At 63.1% G+C, this 17,549-nt stretch carries 12 protein-coding genes and 2 tRNA genes; 3 read left to right on the top strand and 11 right to left on the bottom strand.

Annotated elements, in window-relative coordinates; all coding sequences use genetic code 11:
* The first annotated feature begins 123 nt into the window (after positions 1-123).
* Entirely contained in the window at positions 124-1,599 is a 1,476-nt protein-coding gene (locus E4O92_RS01580) for a tyrosinase family protein (protein WP_135187992.1), read from the top strand.
* Positions 1,600-1,697: 98 nt separating this feature from the next.
* Here E4O92_RS01580 and E4O92_RS01575 read toward each other — a convergent pair whose 3' ends face one another.
* The 6 genes from E4O92_RS01575 to E4O92_RS01550 form a co-directional block, all read right to left on the bottom strand.
* Complete coding sequence (locus E4O92_RS01575) at positions 1,698-3,458, bottom strand: M4 family metallopeptidase (RefSeq protein ID WP_135187991.1); 1,761 nt, start codon at positions 3,456-3,458, stop codon at positions 1,698-1,700.
* Between the two features lie 160 nt (positions 3,459-3,618).
* Complete coding sequence (locus E4O92_RS01570; RefSeq protein ID WP_229482895.1) at positions 3,619-4,209, bottom strand: hypothetical protein; 591 nt, start codon at positions 4,207-4,209, stop codon at positions 3,619-3,621.
* A 10-nt stretch (positions 4,210-4,219) separates the two neighbouring features.
* Entirely contained in the window at positions 4,220-5,404 is a 1,185-nt protein-coding gene (locus E4O92_RS01565) for a zinc-dependent alcohol dehydrogenase (RefSeq protein WP_135187990.1), read from the bottom strand.
* Between the two features lie 81 nt (positions 5,405-5,485).
* The gene (gene ypfJ / locus E4O92_RS01560; RefSeq protein WP_135187989.1) at positions 5,486-6,355 is read right to left on the bottom strand and encodes a KPN_02809 family neutral zinc metallopeptidase; all 870 of its coding nucleotides are present in this window, start codon (positions 6,353-6,355) and stop codon (positions 5,486-5,488) included.
* A 1-nt stretch (position 6,356) separates the two neighbouring features.
* Complete coding sequence (locus tag E4O92_RS01555) at positions 6,357-6,548, bottom strand: hypothetical protein (RefSeq protein WP_135187988.1); 192 nt, start codon at positions 6,546-6,548, stop codon at positions 6,357-6,359.
* Positions 6,549-6,803: 255 nt separating this feature from the next.
* Positions 6,804-6,894, bottom strand: a tRNA-Ser gene (locus E4O92_RS01550).
* 227 nt (positions 6,895-7,121) lie between these two features.
* Between E4O92_RS01550 and E4O92_RS01545 the strand changes: the two genes are divergently transcribed.
* On the top strand, positions 7,122-9,104 hold the full coding sequence (locus E4O92_RS01545) for a S9 family peptidase (RefSeq protein ID WP_135187987.1): 1,983 nt from the start codon (positions 7,122-7,124) through the stop codon (positions 9,102-9,104).
* 510 nt (positions 9,105-9,614) lie between these two features.
* Here E4O92_RS01545 and E4O92_RS01540 read toward each other — a convergent pair.
* From E4O92_RS01540 to E4O92_RS01530, 3 genes are all read right to left on the bottom strand, one after another.
* Positions 9,615-9,705, bottom strand: a tRNA-Ser gene (locus E4O92_RS01540).
* A 112-nt stretch (positions 9,706-9,817) separates the two neighbouring features.
* Positions 9,818-11,110, bottom strand: a complete 1,293-nt coding sequence (gene serS, locus E4O92_RS01535) for a serine--tRNA ligase (protein ID WP_135187986.1) — start codon at positions 11,108-11,110, stop codon at positions 9,818-9,820.
* 111 nt (positions 11,111-11,221) lie between these two features.
* Entirely contained in the window at positions 11,222-11,425 is a 204-nt protein-coding gene (locus tag E4O92_RS01530; RefSeq protein ID WP_135187985.1) for a hypothetical protein, read from the bottom strand.
* A 249-nt stretch (positions 11,426-11,674) separates the two neighbouring features.
* Between E4O92_RS01530 and E4O92_RS01525 the strand changes: the two genes are divergently transcribed.
* The gene (locus tag E4O92_RS01525) at positions 11,675-12,202 is read left to right on the top strand and encodes a DUF421 domain-containing protein (RefSeq protein WP_135187984.1); all 528 of its coding nucleotides are present in this window, start codon (positions 11,675-11,677) and stop codon (positions 12,200-12,202) included.
* Between the two features lie 13 nt (positions 12,203-12,215).
* On the opposite strand, the gene E4O92_RS01520 is transcribed toward E4O92_RS01525, so the two are convergent.
* A complete protein-coding gene (locus E4O92_RS01520) occupies positions 12,216-15,971 on the bottom strand; it encodes an ATP-binding protein (protein ID WP_135187983.1) in 3,756 nt (1,251 codons plus the stop codon).
* Positions 15,972-16,234: 263 nt separating this feature from the next.
* Positions 16,235-17,539 (bottom strand): replication-associated recombination protein A, encoded by a 1,305-nt coding sequence (locus tag E4O92_RS01515; protein WP_135187982.1) that lies wholly within the window; start codon positions 17,537-17,539, stop codon positions 16,235-16,237.
* Positions 17,540-17,549 lie beyond the last annotated feature (10 nt).

Here is a 17,549-nt window from a genome sequence, read left to right as displayed (position 1 = left end):
TTTTTGCAGCTTGATGTTTGCTGAGTCTGGTTTCTGTTTTCTTTGGCTTAAAGACCCACTGGCAATGTCACCTCCGGGTTTTCCCCTTTCACCTTCGACTCTTTTCGCAGCGTGGAGAATCACATGAAACCGCATGATAGTAGACGCAGAGATTTTCTCAAGCAATCGATCCTGGCCGCGGGCGCAACCATGCTCCCGATGGGTTTCGTCTCGGCCCAGGGTGCGCAGTTCCAGCGCCAGGAGTGGCAGACGTTCAAGAACACGTCGCATTACAGCGCGCTGCGATTTGCAATTGGCAAAATGCAGGCAAATACCAATTCATCCGATCCGAACAGCTGGGCATACTGGGTCAATGCGCATGTCAATTACTGCCCGCACAGCGTCGCCTATTTCCTGGCGTGGCATCGCGGCTTTCTCTATTATTTCGAACGACAGCTGCGCTCGGTATCCGGCGACAGCGGGCTCGTGCTTCCGTATTGGGATTATTACACCAACCCCAATCTCCCGTCCGAATTCACCGCCAACACGTCGGGCAATCCGCTCTGGGCCAGCCGCGTCAATAACAATGTGCGCGACGCGTTGACCCTGGCGCCATTTTCCTCGAGGCTGACCAATTTCCCGCGCGGCAGCTCCAACGCCTTCGAGCCCAGCATTGAAGACGCACCGCACAATCCGGTGCACGACATCATCGGGGGCTGGATGACCACGATGGAGTCGCCGGTCGATCCCATCTTCTGGCTGCACCATGCCAACATCGACCGGCTGTGGGTCGCATGGGTGTTTGCCGGCGGTAATCGCAAGATGCCGGCGCTCTCCAATTCCTACTGGTCGGGCAGCTTCAGGTACAGCGGCGCGCTGACGATGAGCCGCAATCTCACCTACGACAATCGCAGCAGCCTGAATTACTACTACCAGAACGAGCAAATGCCGTCCCGCCTGCCGAGCCTGGCGGGCGGTTCTTCGCTGCTGAGCAGCCAGCCGGGTGGGGAGCAGGCACTGCTGTCGCCGCCGCCGGTCGGCTCGTACCGGCTCTCCATCCCGCGGGCCACCAGCGACTCCACCTTCTCGGCCGCGGGTTCGCTCGACATCGGCCTGTCCGAGCGTTCGGTCAGCGTCCAGTTGCCGCTCTCCAGCGAATACGGCCAGTCGGTCGCGCAAATTGCGGGCGGCAGTGCGGCAACGGCGCCCGGCGGCACGCTCCGGTACCAGTCGGTGCAACTGGTACTGGACAACATCCAGCTGACCAAGGTCGGCAGCGAGGGCGGCTACTTCTACCGGGTCTACCTGAACATGCCGTCGGGGGGCGCCACGGCCAGCCTCACCGCGGGCGATGGCCAGGGGCTGACGGGCGGCTCCTCGGTCAGGTCGATACTGCTCGGCACGCTTGGTCCGTTCAAGATTGCCGGCGCCATGCATCACGGCGGCCCCGTCCAGCTGCGCTTTGTGCTGACCGACGCCCTGGCCGGCCTCTCCAAAACCCAGATGGGTATGCTCACGGTGTCATTCGTGCGCGTGAGCGGGGAGAACAGCCCGACCGGCCAGGTGATGGGCATCGGCGAAGCCAGGCTCGAACTGTCCACTGCAAACAGCGCGTCCTGACCAAGCATGGGTGTGGCGGCGGGCACGCGGCCGCCGCCATGGGCAACGGGTCCGATGCCGGACCCGGTCCGCGCGGGGCGGATTGGCCGCAAGCTCGGCTACAGCTCGTCAACATCCTCGCCGACATTGATTGCCGCGTAGGCGCGCTGCACGGCCGTCGCTTCCTTGCTTTGCTTGCCGTACAGCTCTTTCGCCGCTTCGATCATCTTGTTGCGCGCGTCGGCGTAGTTGGTACTGGCCGTAAATTTGGTGGTGTTCGCCTTGAACCAGATCCGGTATGCCTTGTCCAGGCCGATCCCGGTCATCGCCGCGGGGGACTTGACCAGGAATTTGCTGTAATAGTCGCTGGCCGCGTCGGCGCTCGAACCCTGTGCCAGGAAGTAGAACATCCGGTTGTTCGGTCCGCTGCTGTAGTGCACGTCGAGGCGTTTGAGCGTGGTGCTCCAGGCGTCCGGACTGGTGCCGTCCTTGCTCGGCTTGTACATCCAGCGCAGCGGCGTGCCGGTCTTGCTGATCTCTTTGCCCATCACCCAGTCGTTGCCGGTGGCGGGTATGGTTTCCCCCTGCCCCCCTGCGCGCGCGTAAGCCTCGACCACCTCGCCGTTGATATCGGAGGCCGATTCGTTCAGGCCGCCCGATTCCCCGGAATAGGTCAGGTTCGAGGTCGCCGCCGTCACGCCGTGGCCCATCTCGTGCCCGATCACGTCAATCGAGCCCAGGCTGTAGAACGACCTGCCATCGCCAATGAACATGCAGCGGCAGGTATCGCTGTAATAGGCGTTGTCGTAGTTGTTGTTCACGTGGGCGGCGATGTAGGTGGCCGTGTTGTGCCCGTCCAGCGACTGCCAGCCCAGCGTGTTCTTGAGCATGTCGTAGGTATTCATCAGGCCCCACATCGCATTGACCGCGGCCGTCTGGCCGTTGGCATCGGTGGTCGAACCGCCGCTGACGTACTGCTTGCCGTCGCCCCATTCATTGGTGCTGTTGACGTAGACACTGCCTGCCGAGGTGCCGTGATTGGCATTCGTGATCGCCATGGCGCCAAAGGTCCCGCCGGTGCCGCGGGTGTCGTCGATCATCTTGTACTGGCCATTGACCAGGGTCGTGTTGATCGGCACGTCGCCGTTGTACTGGCTCTTGCCGACACCGACCACGGTCTGCAGCATGCTCCACTGGTCGATGAGGTGGCCGTCGCGTGCGCTCACCACCGTGTCGAAATACACCGGCTGGTCGCCCTTCACCATACGCGTGTGCACCAGGTAGGCCAGTTCGTAGGAGTCGACCACCTCCTGCAGGTCAAGCGCGTTCAGCTCGGCTTCGGGCTTGCCGGCAGCCGAAGGCAGGCGTTCGCTCCTCATCAACGGGTAAATGATCAGTTCGGCATTGGGTGGACTGATGTGGGTCGAATTGGAACCCACCGTCGCGATTGCAGCATCGATCGCAGTCTTCGACGAGATCGCCGGTTTGACGGAAAAGTCGATGGCCGGGGCGCCCATATTCTTCGCCCCGCCTTTGCCAAGGAAATCGCGCCGATGCGAGTCCGATTCCGACACGATGTGGCCAGCTTTATCGAGCACCACCACCGATTCCGAGCCGAACACCCGCACGCCCTTGTAGGTGTGCGCCGCGCGCACCACCTGGGTGCCCTGCATGCCCGGATGCTGGACCGTGATCATGTAACCGTGGCTGGCGCCCAGCCCGTTGGCAGCGCGCCGCGCCTGCAACTGCGCGAGCACCGCCGCCTTGGCTTGGGCGGTCTGAGCGACCGGAGCGCTCATCATCTGGGCGGCGGCTGGGCCGCACGCGATCAGGGGCAAGGCGCCGAGCGACGCCGCAAGTAGGGTTTTGCGCGTGTTCATTTGGTCTCCCATCGGTTGAATCCCCGGCAAGCAAGCCGAGCATTCCCCGATATTGAACAAAGTTCAATAAAACCATTTGATTAAACGCAATAAACCCGCAAACAGCCGGCGCTGTCGACAAGGTCAGACTGTTCCGCGTGGCCAACGCGTGAAGTGCCGGTCAGCGGCGCCGGGCCCGGTTTATCAGCAGCCAGATTCCCCCTGCCACCGCGGTGGCGATCGCCGCCTTCCTGGCCAGGCCGGCCGGATTATGGCGCAGCTCGGAGCGGATTCCCATCTCGCCCAGAATATTGGGCACGCGCCCCTCCATCAGATCCTGGCCGATGCCCTCGACCACGTTGACGCGGTCAGCGACAAGTAACAGCAGCCAGTGGCGCAGGTCGTTTTCTGTTCGCTTGTACGCCGCCCGCCGGATCGCGCCCGACAATCCGCGCGGCGGTTGGGCCGTGCCGAAGACCGGCGTAATGCCGGGCCGCTCGGGTGAGACAAACACTTCGACCGTTTGCGCCTGCTGCACCGGCTGGCCAGGCTGCGGATTGATAAAGCGAGGAGGCTCGTGTTCCATTGGAACCGCCGGGCGATTCCTGCGGTCCAGGTCGGCGCCCCAGCCCTTGATATGCGCCAACTGCTCGCGCGACGGCCGGTGCCGATCCAGATCGTAATCGAGCTGGCGCTCGTAATCGACATGGCCGTGGTGCTGCGGGTGCTCCCGCTGCTCGGCCATGTCCCTGCGGACGATGTCGGAATCCATCCCTGCCTCCTTAATGCAAGACGCCGCCCGCCGCGTGCCGAGCCTCGCCGGCGCGCGGCGGTATCAGGACCGTCTTGATGCAGTTGTCGAGCTTGTTCGAAAAGAGGTGGTAGGCCTCCGACACCTCTTCCAACGGAACGTGGTGGGTGATGATCTGTTTCGGATCGATATTGCCCGCGCGGATGTGCTCGATCAGGTGCGGCACGTGGCGCTTGACGCTGGTCTGGTTCATGCGGAGCGTCAAGCCCTTATTCAAGGCGTTACCGATCGGCACTGCATTGAAGGTCGGGCCATATACGCCGACAATGGACACATTGCCCCCCTTGCGCGCCGAATTGATCGCCCAGTAAAGCGCGGTCGCTGCGCCCCCCTGCAACATCATCCAGCGTCCCGTGATCGTCTGGGCCAGGCTGCCCGATGCCTCGCAGCCGACCGCATCAATGCAGACATCGGCGCCCAGCCAGTCGGTCATCTGCTTGATATGCAGTGCCATATCCCGCACCTCGCGGAAATTAACCACCTCGCACTGTGCGTAGCGCTTGACGAACTCGAGCCGGTATTCGACGTGATCGACCACGATCACGCGCCCCGCCCCCATCAGCCAGGCCGACTTGGCGGCAAAGATGCCCACCGGGCCGGCCCCGAACACGACGACCACGTCGCCCTCCCGGATGTCGCCCATTTCGGCCGCCTGGTAGCCGGTCGGCAGCGCGTCGGTCAGCAGCACCGCGTCGTCGTCGTGTATGTCGTCAGGAATCTTGTATGGGCCCACATCGGCCATCGGCACGCGCACATACTCGGCCTGGCCGCCGTCGTAGCCGCCTGTGGTGTGCGAATACCCGTAGATGCCACCGATCGCGGTCGCCTCCGGATTGGTATTGTGACAGTTGCTGTAAAGCTCACGCTGGCAGAAGAAGCAGCTGCCGCAAAAGAGATTAAACGGCACCAACACCCGGTCACCGGGCCTGAGCGTCTGCACGGCCGAGCCGACCTCTTCCACAATCCCGATGAACTCATGGCCAAACGTATGGCCGACCCGCGTGTCGGGCACCAGTCCGTGATAAAGGTGCAGATCCGACCCGCAGATGCACGAGCACACGACCCGGACGATCGCGTCCTCGGGGTGTTCGATCACCGGGTCAGGTTTCTGGTCGACGCGCACGCGATAGGGCCCCCGATAATTCATTGCCCACATAACTCCTCCCCGTCGTGAGTTGGAACCCCGACGTTAAGTCAACGGGCCGGGGAATGCGATACGCGCACGGAAACGTAGGGGTTACAACTGGCCCGCATCGAAGGTATTGCACTGCTCGACCCGGCCGCTTTGAATGCCGCGGGTAAACCAGCGCACGCGCTGAGCCGACGTGCCGTGGGTAAAGGAATCGGGCACCACCACGCCCTGCGACTGCTGCTGTAGCGTATCGTCGCCGATCGCGCTGGCCGCGTTCAGGGCCGCTTCCACGTCGCCCTGCTCCAGGATGTTGCGCATCTGGTTCGCATGATTCGCCCACACGCCCGCAAAGCAGTCGGCCTGCAGCTCGAGCCGCACCGACAGCGCGTTGGCCTGCGCCTCGGACGCGTGGCGGCGCGCGGCGTCGACCTTGTCCGAGATCCCGAGCAAATTCTGCACATGATGGCCGACCTCGTGCGCAATCACGTACGCCTGGCTGAACTCCCCGGTAACATGGAACCGCTGCTGCATCAGGTTGAAGAACGCCAGGTCGATATAGACCTTCTGGTCCGCCGGGCAATAGAACGGGCCGGTGGCGCTCTGCCCCAGGCCACAGGCAGTGGGGGTGCGCCGCGTGAACAGCACCAGCGTGGGCGGATCATAACGCGCGCCATTGGCCTGGAATATCTGCGACCACACATCCTCGGTATAGGCGAGCACGGTGCGCACGAACCGGGTCTCCGAATCGTTGGCCGGCGGGTGGGATTGCGTCGATTGAACCTGGGCCGGATTGCCGCCGTCCCCGGACAGGAGATTGAGGATGGTAGAGGGCGAAACGCCGAAGAACCACGAGGCGATGACCGCGATGATGATCGTGCCGATGCCGATCGAACCGCCGCCGAAACCAAAGCCACCGCCGCCGCCACCGCGACGGTCCTCGATGTTGTCGCTCTCGCGATCGCCTTCCCATCTCATCTTAGGTCCCTCTTTTTAGCCCGAGCTTTTCTTGCCGGGTTTGCCCGCAGTAGCGCTCGCGTGCATCCTTTGTGCGGAACTCGTCGGCTGTCGACAAGCCCGTGCGCACTTCATCGTTCAGTTCGCGCTCGTTCCGCTCGCGCTCCAGTTCGCGCGTCATGCGCGCGTCCAGCGAATGGGTGAGTTTGCTCATTGTTGGTTTTCTCCCGTTTCGCTTGTCACCGACCACGGCAGTGACTGACGTCGCGGCCGGCACAAGCCTTACCAGCCCAGCAGTATGCGCAAGTCCGCCTGGCCGGTGTGTTCGGCCGTTCACATAAGAGCCGCATCACTGCTTGCCGTTGAAGAATCAAGGCGTCTTCGAATCCCACACGCGGGCCAACTGTTGGCCCGCTCCTTTCCGCCCGCAAATAAAAAAGGCCCCCCGTCGGGAGCCTTTTTTATTTACTGGCGGAAAGGGTGGGATTCGAACCCACGATACGGTATTACCGTATGCCGGATTTCGAGTCCGGTGCATTCGACCACTCTGCCACCTTTCCAGGATTCGGTCGTTCGCATTTGCGAGAGGCCGCATTATAGCAGGCGCATAAAAACTGGCAAGTCCTGGTTGCCCCCCTGCTTGCCTACCGCCCCCAAATCATTTCCCCTCCTGGCAATTAACATTGTAAAGTTGAGTTGTTTTGTAAAAAAACAATTCCAGAGCGGGCTGCACTGCGTGCCAAGCCCCTCTTCCAGATCGCCTGCCCACCATCAGGAGGAATCCCAGATGAGGTTTTTGCATCTCCCCCGCCCGTTCGGGCTGGTCTTGTTCACGGCACTCGTTTCGACCGGGGCCGGGGCTGCCGATCAAGCAGCCTTCCCGCCCCCTCCCGCGCTCGTGCTCGAAAACGTGCCGCAAGTGCCCGCCGGCCTCGCAGCGCAGGTGGCCAAATATAACGAATTCAAACCCACATCGATCACGTCCTGGCACCCGACCCGGCTCGAGATGATCGTGGTCAGGCGCCACAACAACACACCGCAGCTATTCAGGTTGACCAAGCCCGGTGACAAGATGGAACTGCTTACCGATTATCCAGAACCGGTACGCGGCGCCAGCTATAACCCCGGCCAGGGCAAGTTCTACATCTTTAACAAGGACATCGGCGGCAACGAGGTGTTCCGCACTTACCGCCGCGACCTCGCCGGTGGCGAAGCAGTCCCGATCACGCCTGCGGACCAGCGCGTGCAAGGCATCAGCTGGTCGCCCAAAGGCGACAAGCTTGTCTATGTAACGGTACCGGTCAATCGTCAGGGATCGAACGATGCGATCTCCTCTACCGTCAGTATCGTGGATCCCGTTCACCCCGGATCGGCGCGCAAGCTGGCTGAGCTGGCGGGCGGCGGCTGGGGCGGTTTCGAGTTTTCGGAAGATGAAAAGCAGCTCATATTCGTCGAGCACGTCTCGGCCAACGAAAGCTACCTGTGGCTGATGGACCTTGCCAGCGGCAAAACGCGCCGTATAACCGAAAAGAACGGCGATGAGCCGGTCGCCTACGGCAATGCCAGGTTCTCGCACGATGGCAAAGGCATTTATGCGGTGAGCGACCGCGGCGCCGAGTTCAAGCGGCTGGTGTATATCGATCTGGCCACGCTGCAGGCCAAGGCGCTCACGCCGGACATCAACTGGGACGTCGAGGCGCTGGACCTGTCACACGATGGCCGTATGCTCGCGTTCGTGGCGAACGAGGAAGGCACGAGCGTGTTGCGCCTGATGCGCACATCCGATCACAAGCTCGTTCCGCTGCCAAAGCTGCCTGTCGGCACAATTGGCCGGATCGAGTGGCATCGGGACAGCCGTCACCTCGGGCTATCGCTGTCATCAGCGACCAGCCCGTCGGACGTCTACAGTATCGACATCAAAACCATGGCTGTTACGCGCTGGACCAGACACGAGCCGATGGCGGTCGAAATGGGCAAGTTCGTAGAGCCAAGCCTGGTGCGTTGGAAGTCGTTCGACGGGCGCATGATCTCAGGCTTCGCCTACCGCGCGCCGGCAGCGCGATTCCCCGGCAAGCGGCCAGTACTGATCAATATCCATGGCGGACCGGAGGGCCAGTTCCAGCCGGGCTTCCAGGGTCGCAATAACTACTATACGGACGAGATGGGGATCACCGTCATCTACCCCAACGTGCGCGGCTCGAGCGGGTATGGCAAGAGCTTTCTCAAGCTCGACAATGGCCGCCTGCGCGAAGACTCCGTGCGCGACATCGGCGCCCTGCTCGACTGGATAGCAACCCAGCCAGACATGGATGCATCGCGTGTAGCCGTGATGGGTGGCAGCTACGGCGGCTACATGTCGCTGGCGGTGTCGACCAACTATGCCGACCGCATCGCTGCGGCAATCGACATCGTTGGTATTTCCAATTTCGTCACTTTCCTCGAACGCACCGAAAGCTACCGGCGCGACCTGAGGCGCGTGGAATATGGTGACGAACGCGATCCCGAGATGCGGCAGTTCCTCGAGAAGATTGCGCCACTGAACAACGCAACCAAGATCAGGAAGCCGCTGTTTGTCGTCCAGGGCAAGAACGACCCGCGGGTGCCGTATCAGGAATCGGCCCAGATCGTCGAAACGGTGAAGAAAAACGAAATCCCGGTCTGGTACATGATGGCCAACGATGAAGGGCATGGCTTCGGCAAGAAGGGCAATCAGGACTATCTCTTCTTCAGCGGTATCCAGTTCCTGAACAGCTACCTGCTCAAGCATTAGGTCCTTTCGTTCGAAAGGCTTACCGAGGTGTAGGGTGCGCACCTGTGCGCACGCGGTTCGCGCACGTTGCGCAGGGAAGCGGCAGCCGCAAGTCAGTATGCGGTGGACCGCGTGCGCACAGGTGCGCACCCTACAATGTGCGGCGGCTACGGGCTTCGACAGTTTTCCGCCCGCAAACGAAAAAAGGCTCCCGTCGGGAGCCTTTTTCATTTACTGGCGGAAAGGGTGGGATTCGCCTACATGCTGCAGGCCGCCCGCGCGCATGCAGGCGCGCGTCTTCGAATCCCACACGCGGGCCAAACTCTTGGCCCGCTCCTTTCCGCAAATAAAAAAGGCCCCGGCGGGAGCTTTTTTCATATTACTGGCGGAAAGGGTGGGATTCGCCTACATGCTGCAGGCCGCCCGCGCGCAAGCATGCGCGCGTCTTCGAATCCCACACGCGGGCCAAACTGTTGGCCCGCTCCTTTCCGCAAATAAAAAAGGCCCCCGTCGGGAGCCTTTTTCATTTACTGGCGGAAAGGGTGGGATTCGAACCCACGATACGGTATTACCGTATGCCGGATTTCGAGTCCGGTGCATTCGACCACTCTGCCACCTTTCCTGATTCGGTCGAACTTGCATTCATTCGCAAGAGGGCTTGCATTATAGCAGCCCTGCGCGAAAACGGAAGAGCAATCGGCTATTCTTCCTGCCACCGCCCTCCGCGCCACCGCTTATGCCGGGCTCAGGCGCTCCAGGCCGCCCATGTACGGACGCAGCACTTCCGGGATCACCACGCTGCCGTCGGCCTGCTGGAAGTTCTCCAGCACCGCCACCAGCGTGCGACCCACCGCCAGGCCCGATCCGTTGAGCGTGTGCACCAGCTCCGGCTTGCCCTGCGCGTTGCGGAAACGCGCCTGCATCCGGCGCGCCTGGAATGCTTCCGTGTTCGACAACGACGAAATCTCGCGGTATGTGTTCTGCGCCGGCAGCCAGACTTCCAGGTCGTAGGTCTTGGCCGCGGAAAAGCCCATGTCGCCCGTGCACAGCAGCACCACGCGGTACGGCAGCCCCAGGTTCTTCAAGATCGTCTCGGCCTGGCCCACCATCTGTTCCAGCGCGTCATACGACTGGTCCGGATGCGTCACCTGCACCAGCTCCACCTTGTCGAACTGGTGCTGGCGGATCATGCCGCGGGTGTCGCGGCCGTAACTGCCCGCTTCCGAACGGAAGCACGGCGTGTGCGCGGTAAGCCTGATCGGGAGCTGCTCGCCCGGCACGATCTCGTCGCGCATCATATTGGTCAGCGATACTTCCGAGGTGGGGATCAGGTAGAAGTTTTCACCCTCGCCTTCGGCGCCGCCCTTCTTTACCGAAAACAGGTCGGCCTCGAATTTGGGCAGTTGGCCAGTGCCAAACAGCGACGCGGCATTGACCAGGTACGGCGTGTAGCACTCGGTATAGCCGTGGTTGCCGGTGTGGGTGTCAAGCATGTACTGCGCCAGCGCACGGTGCAGGCGCGCAATGCCGCCTTTCATCACCGAGAAGCGCGAGCCGGTCAGCTTGGCTGCGGTATCGAAGTCCAGGCCCAGCTTTTCGCCGATGTCGACGTGGTCCTTGACCTCGAAGTCGAACACGCGCGGCGTTCCGACCTTGCGCACCTCCACGTTGCCGTTTTCGTCGGCGCCCACCGGCACCGCCTCGTTCGGCAGGTTCGGGATGACTTCCAGGAAGTGCATCAACCTGGCCTGCACGTCGGCCAGCGCCGCCTCATTTGCCTTCAGCTCGTCGCCGATGCCCGCCACTTCCGCCATCACGGCCGAGCTGTCTTCGCCTTTGCCCTTGAGCATGCCGATCTGCTTGGACAGCGCATTGCGCTTGGCCTGCAGTTCCTCGGTGCGCGTCTGGATCGCCTTGCGCTCGCCTTCGAGGGAACTGAACGCCGCGACGTCGAGCTGGAACTTGCGGGCCGCGAGCCGGGCGGCGACCTTGTCAATGTCTTTGCGGAGAAGTTGGATGTCTATCATGTCGGGGTTGGAGGTTCGCGTATGTCGAAACCGCAATTGTACCAAGCCGACAGACAATCCTCGCGAGATTCGGCAAGGATGACTTCCTGCCGCCCGCCCCACCCTGCCGGATCAGTTCAGGGCGGCCTTTTCGGCGGCCGTCAGGCGCTGGCCCTTGATCACCACCACCGGCATGTCGGCCTGCAGCGCTACGCTGTTGACGGCTGCGGCCTTGGCTGCGCGCATGGCCGGCACTTTCGCAGTCGCGTAGCTGGCGAAGGTGCCCACCAGGGCGGCGGCGAGGAATACGGCTTCGAGATTTTTACGGATTTTCATAATGGGCTCCTGCGGTAAAAGTCAGTTGGTATGATGTAACTTTACCGAGCCGGCCCTGCCGTTTCCATCGACTTGCGATGAACTGCAAAAAACGGGGGGCAGAATGCATAAAAACCGCCATCGACCCAGAAGCGGGCCTGTTACTGCAAATTCGATGCAGTAAGAGGTCGTTTCTAAGTTAACCGACGCACAGCAGTGAATCTCTGCAAGGCGTACCATCGACTGCAGAATCATCAGTGGGAGGAACCCATGCCTGCGATCGACTGGTCGAACCTGTTTGGATTCACGATGTCGCCCATCGAGCTGTTCATCCGCGGAACGCTCACCTTCTTTTTCCTGTTTTCGATGTTCCGCTTTATCGTGCGGCGCGACGTGGGCGCACTCGGCCTGTCGGACCTGCTGGTCCTGGTCATCATCGCAGACGCCTCGCAAAACGCGATGGCCGGCGACTATAAATCGGTGCCCGACGGCTTCGTCCTGATGTCCACCATCATTGGCTGGAGCCTGGTGCTCAACTTCCTCAGCTTCCGCTTTCCCTTGATACGTCGTGTGGTTCTGCCGCGGCCGCTGTGCATCGTGAAAGACGGGGTCAAGCAGGAGGCCGTGCTCAAGCGCGAACTGATCGCCGACGAAGAGCTGGCAGAAATGCTGCGCGAGCATGAGGTCGAGGACATCGCGCAGGTCAAGCGCGCCTACCTCGAACCGGATGGCCAGGTGACCGTGATCCGCAAGCGCGGCGGCGCCGCCGAGCACCGTGACCGGCACCGCGCCTACTAGCGGATCGCGCGGCTCAGTGTGCCTGCGGGCGCGCCAGGGCCGCGCGTTTGCCCGATGACACCTCGGCCAGCATGTCCAGCAGTGCCGGCAGGTTGACCGGTTTCGTGAGGTGGCGATCGAAGCCGGCCGACCGCGCGCGCTCCCTGTCGCCCTCCTGCCCGTAACCGGTCAGCGCCACCAGGTAGACCGGCCGGTCGCCGGCCAGTTGCCTGGTTCGCTCCGCCAGTTCATAGCCGTCCATGCCGGGCAGGCCGATATCGAGGATGGCCATGTCAGGCCAGAACTCGTCCAGCTTGCGCAAGCCGGAAGGGCCATCGTACGCCGTCTCGACGCCGTAGCCGAACGACAGCAGCAGCTCCTTGAGCATTTCGGCGGCGTCGACGTTGTCGTCCACCACCAGTACGCCGACATGTTGCTCAGCCTGCCGAGTCACGCTCGCGCCGCCCAGGTCGGCTGCCGGGACGAGCCCGGCCGTATCAGCCGCCGGCACCCGGACCGTGAACGTTGCCCCCTTGCCCGGACCACGGCTGTCCACGCTGACACTGCCGCCATGCAGTTCGGTCAGGCTGCGCACGATCGTCAGCCCAAGGCCCAGCCCGCCCCGCGAGCGCGACAGGCTCTGCGGGTCCTGGTAGAACATGTCGAACACACATGGCAGCATGTCGGCGGAGATGCCGCGCCCGGTGTCGGTCACGTCCAGCACGATGTCGCTCCCGTCGCGCCGCCCCGCCACCGTGATCCGGCTGCCTTTGTCGCTGTATTTGGCGGCGTTGGTCAGCAGGTTCGCATACACCTGGCTCATCCTCTGCACGTCCACGCATAATTTCAGGCCCTGGGCCGGGATGTCCAGGGCCAGGATCTGCCGGCGTTCCTCGAGCACAGGGCTGGCCGTTTCCACCGCCGCCGCGACCACCGCCGCCAGTTCGGTCGGCTCACGCCGCAATTCGACCTTGCCGCGCGAAACGCGCGCCACGTCGAGCAGGTCGTTGACCAGCCCGATCATGTGCTTGGCCTGGCGCTCGATGATGCCGTGCTCGTTGCGAACGGCGTCGATCCCGCGCAGCTTCATCACTTCCAGCGCGGTCATGATGGGCGCGAGCGGGTTGCGCAGCTCATGGCCCAGCATGGCGATGAATTCGTCCTTGGCGCGGCTGGCGTTCTCCGCCGCCCGCCTGGCCCTCATCGTCTCGGTCACGTCGAATGCGACCACGGCGATGCCGTCGACCGCACCAAGGCTGTCGAAGGTCGGCTGGTAGACGCAGTCAAAATAGGCCTCTTGTGGCAGGCCGGCGCTGCCGCGCACGAGGTCAGCGCGCAGCGCGCGTCCCACATAGGGCTTGCCGGAAGCATAGGCGCGGTCGAGCAGGTCGAACATCCCCTGCTCGGCCAGCTCCGGCAGCGCCTCGCGCACGCTCTTGTGCAGGAGGTCGTGCCGGCCCATCAGTTCCTGGTAGAGCGGATTGGCCAGCTCGAAGGTATGCTCGGGCCCACGCAGCAGCGCGATCGCCGCCGGCGCCTGCGAAAGAATGGCATGCATCCGCTCGGATTGGTCGCTTTCCACCTTGTGGATGCGCGACTTGAGCAGCAGCGCATCGACCTTGGCCAGCAGCTCGCGCCCGCAAAACGGTTTTTCGAGATAGTCGTCGGCGCCGGCCCGTGCGGCCTCGATGCGTTCCTCCTCGCCCGCGCGCGCCGACAGCAGCAGCACGGGCACCCCGGCCAGCGCCTTGTCCGCCTTGACAGCCGCCAGCAACTCATAGCCGCCCATCACGGGCATCATCACGTCCGAGACGATCAGGGCCGGCATGCACTTCCTGGCCTGCTCCAGTGCCAGCAGTCCGTTCGAAAACGTCCGCACCTGATGGTGTGGCGCGAGCAGCTTGGCTACGTAGTCGAGCATGTCGGCGTTATCGTCGACGATGTAGACAAAACCGCCCGCGGCAAGCGAGTCATGCGGCACGGACGGCCTGGAAGAGCCGAGCCACAATTCGGCCTCGGCCGCGTAGGCGTCTCCCTGGGGCGCCGGGGCGCCGCCGCTGGGCTCGCGCGCGAGCTGGTCGGCCGGCAGGTGCGCATGGCCAAATGGCAGCAACGCAGCGACCGTGGTCCCGTGCCCCTCACTGCTCTCGATGCGCGTTTGGCCGCCGTGCAGCGTCACCAGGTCGCGCACCAGTGCCAGGCCAATGCCGCTGCCCTCGTGCGAACGCGACCACCTGCCCTCGATCCGGTGAAAACGTTCGAACAGCCGTGGCAAGTCGGCCTCGGCGATGCCCACCCCGGTGTCGCTCACCGTCAGCACCGCATGCCGCTCATGCTCGTACACGCGCACCGTGATTGTGCCCTCACGCGTGAACTTGAACGCATTGGACAGCAGATTCAGGACAATCTTCTCCCACATCGTCCGGTCGGCATACACCGGTTCGGAGAGCGGCTGGCAGTCGACCTCCAGGCGAAGCCCGGCCCGCTCGACCGCCGAGCGGAACACGCCGGCCAATTCGGCCGTGAAGGCCGCCAGGTCGAGCGGCTCGAACGAGGCCTCCATCCGGCCCGCCTCGATCCTGGAAAAATCGAGCAGCGCATTCACCAGCTTGAGCAGGCGGGTGCCGTTGCGCTTGATCAGCTCCAGGTGTTCACGCGCCGACGCAGGCACGTCAGAGTCGCCGATCACCTCTTCCAGCGGGCCGAGCATCAGGGTGAGCGGGGTCCGGAATTCATGGCTGATGTTGCTGAAAAAAGTGGTCTTGGCGCGGTCGATTTCCGCCAGCGCCAGGGCCCGCTTGCACTCGGCCTCGTAGGACAAAGCCGCGCTGATGCCGATCCGAAGCTGGTCCGCAAGCAGCCGGTAGAACGACAGGTAGGCGTCGTCGAGCGCGCGATGCGGACTCACAGCGGCCACCAGCACGACCGTCGCAGCTTCGTGGCCGGGAATCGTAATCGGGATCGCGAGCGCCTGCTCGACGGCAGCGCCCCAGGCGCCGTGCGGCAAGTCAGGCGCGGTGGCGTCCAGTGCGCGCACCTCCTGCACCTCGCGGGTAGCCGCCGCCTGCATGACCAGCCATGGCTGGGCTTGATCGTCCGGTGCAATCACATCCGGCACGAGCGCGCGGCAAGCGTCCAGGCCAAACGAACAGGCCAGGCGCGCAGCACCGCTGGTTTGATCGATGGCGTAAATGATCCCGAATGGCAGATCTTCTACCGCCCGCGCCAGCAGCCTTGCTGCCGACGCGCAGGCATCTTGCAGGTTGTCCGCCCGCGGCTGGCTGCCCAACTCGCGCAGCAGCTCGACACGGCGGCGCCCGATCACCTTTTCGGTTGTCTCGATGACGGGCGTGAAGATGCCGCCGATGCCGCCCGATTCGTCCACAATGGGCGAATAGCTGAAGGAGAAGTAAGTTTCTTCAACATATCCCGCCCGATTCATCAGCAGGAGCAGGTCGTCCGCCTTGGCTGCCTTGCCGGTGGTCAGGACACTGTCGAGCATTGGCCCCACCACATTCCACACATCGGCCCAGACCTCGCGGCCGATCCCGCCCATCGCCGCCGGATGCTTGTTGCCGAGCACAGGGACGTACTCGTCGTTGTACAACATCACCAACTGCGGCCCCCACCAGACGAGGACCGGAAAGCGGCAGGCAAGGCAGATGTTCAGTGAGGTGCGCAGGCTCTGGGGCCATCGTTCGACGGGGCCCAGCGGCGTGGCACGCCAGTCGGTCTGCCTAACCAAGCGTGCCGTTTCACTATCCCCTTCAATCGAGTACAACTGCTGCATGCTTCACCTCCCGGGGGCGGCCAGTTCGACAGGCGGTCTGCAGACCTGCCATCAAACCCCAAATGCGCAAAGACGAAATCCTGAACCTGTTGTGGCGGGCCGGGCAGGCTGTGTCCGGCTGAGCTAGCCGATTCTACAATAATCTAAAGGAGAATTGTAAAATTTAGAAACAATCGCGCAGACGCGGGTGCCTGGCGTCCCGCTCCATGCAAGCTGGATAGGAAATGTAAAACGATGCGGCGTTAAACGGGGCAAGCGAGCTGTCAGGTTTTCCCCGCGGCGGCGTCGAGTTCGCGCAGCCACTTGAGCTTTTCGCCGATCTTGCCTTCCAGCCCGCGGTCAGTCGGGCGATACCAGCCTGGCTCGGCCATTCCATCCGGCAGGTAGGATTCGCCGGCGGCGTACGCGTTCGGTTCGTCATGCGCGTAGCGGTACTCGTGGCCGTAGCCCAATTCCTTCATCAGCTTGGTCGGCGCATTGCGCAGGTGGACCGGCACCTCGCGCGACTTGTCGCGCTTCACGAAAGCTCTGGCCTCGTTGTAGGCGTTGTAGCCGGCATTGCTCTTGGGTGCCATCGCCAGGTAGATCACCGCCTGGCCCAGCGCCAGCTCCCCTTCCGGCGTTCCCAGCCGTTCATAGGTGGTGGCCGCGTCGTTGGCCAACTGGAGCGCGCGTGGATCGGCAATGCCGATGTCTTCCCACGCCATGCGCACAATGCGGCGCGCCAGGTACTTGGGATCGGCGCCGCCGTCCAGCATGCGGCACAGCCAATAAAGGGCTGCGTCCGGATTCGAGCCGCGCACCGACTTGTGCAGGGCCGATATCTGGTCGTAGAAGTTGTCGCCGCCCTTGTCGAAACGGCGTGCGTTGAGCGTGAGCGCGTTCTCGACGAATTCGCCGGTGATGGTGGTAACGCCCGAGGTCTCGGCCGAGGTCTTGGTCTGCTCCAGCAGGTTCAGGAAGCGGCGCGCGTCGCCGTCGGCGTAGCCGATCAGCGTATTGATGGCCAACTCGTCGAACTGCAGCTTGCCCAGCACCCGTTCCTGTGCGCGCGCCAGCAACTGGCGCATCTCGGCATCGTTCAGCGCCTTGAGCACATACACCTGGGAGCGCGACAGCAGCGCCGAATTGACTTCGAACGAAGGATTTTCGGTGGTCGCGCCGATCAGCGTGACCAGGCCCGACTCGACGAACGGCAGCAAGGCATCCTGCTGCGACTTGTTAAAGCGGTGGATCTCGTCGATGAACAGGATCGTGTGCTTGCCGCGCGCAAGGTACTGCTCGGCCTGGGCGACCGCGTCGCGGATGTCCTTGACGCCGGAGAGCACGGCCGACAGCGCGATGAACTCGCAGTCGAACGCGTTCGCCGTCAGGCGCGCAAGCGTGGTCTTGCCCACACCGGGCGGCCCCCACAGGATCATGGAATGCGGCCGGCCCGACTTGAACACGAGGTTCAGCGGCTTGCCCTCCCCCAGCAGGTGACTCTGGCCGATCACCTCGCCAATGGTCTTGGGGCGCAGCGCCTCGGCCAGCGGGGGCGCGGGCTCGGTCTTGAAAAGGTCATCCACGGCGCCCTCC

Origin of the sequence: Massilia horti (assembly GCF_004614195.1) — a bacterium.
GTDB lineage: Bacteria > Pseudomonadota > Gammaproteobacteria > Burkholderiales > Burkholderiaceae_D > Telluria > Telluria horti.
This window is presented reverse-complemented; position numbering and strand designations above follow the sequence as displayed.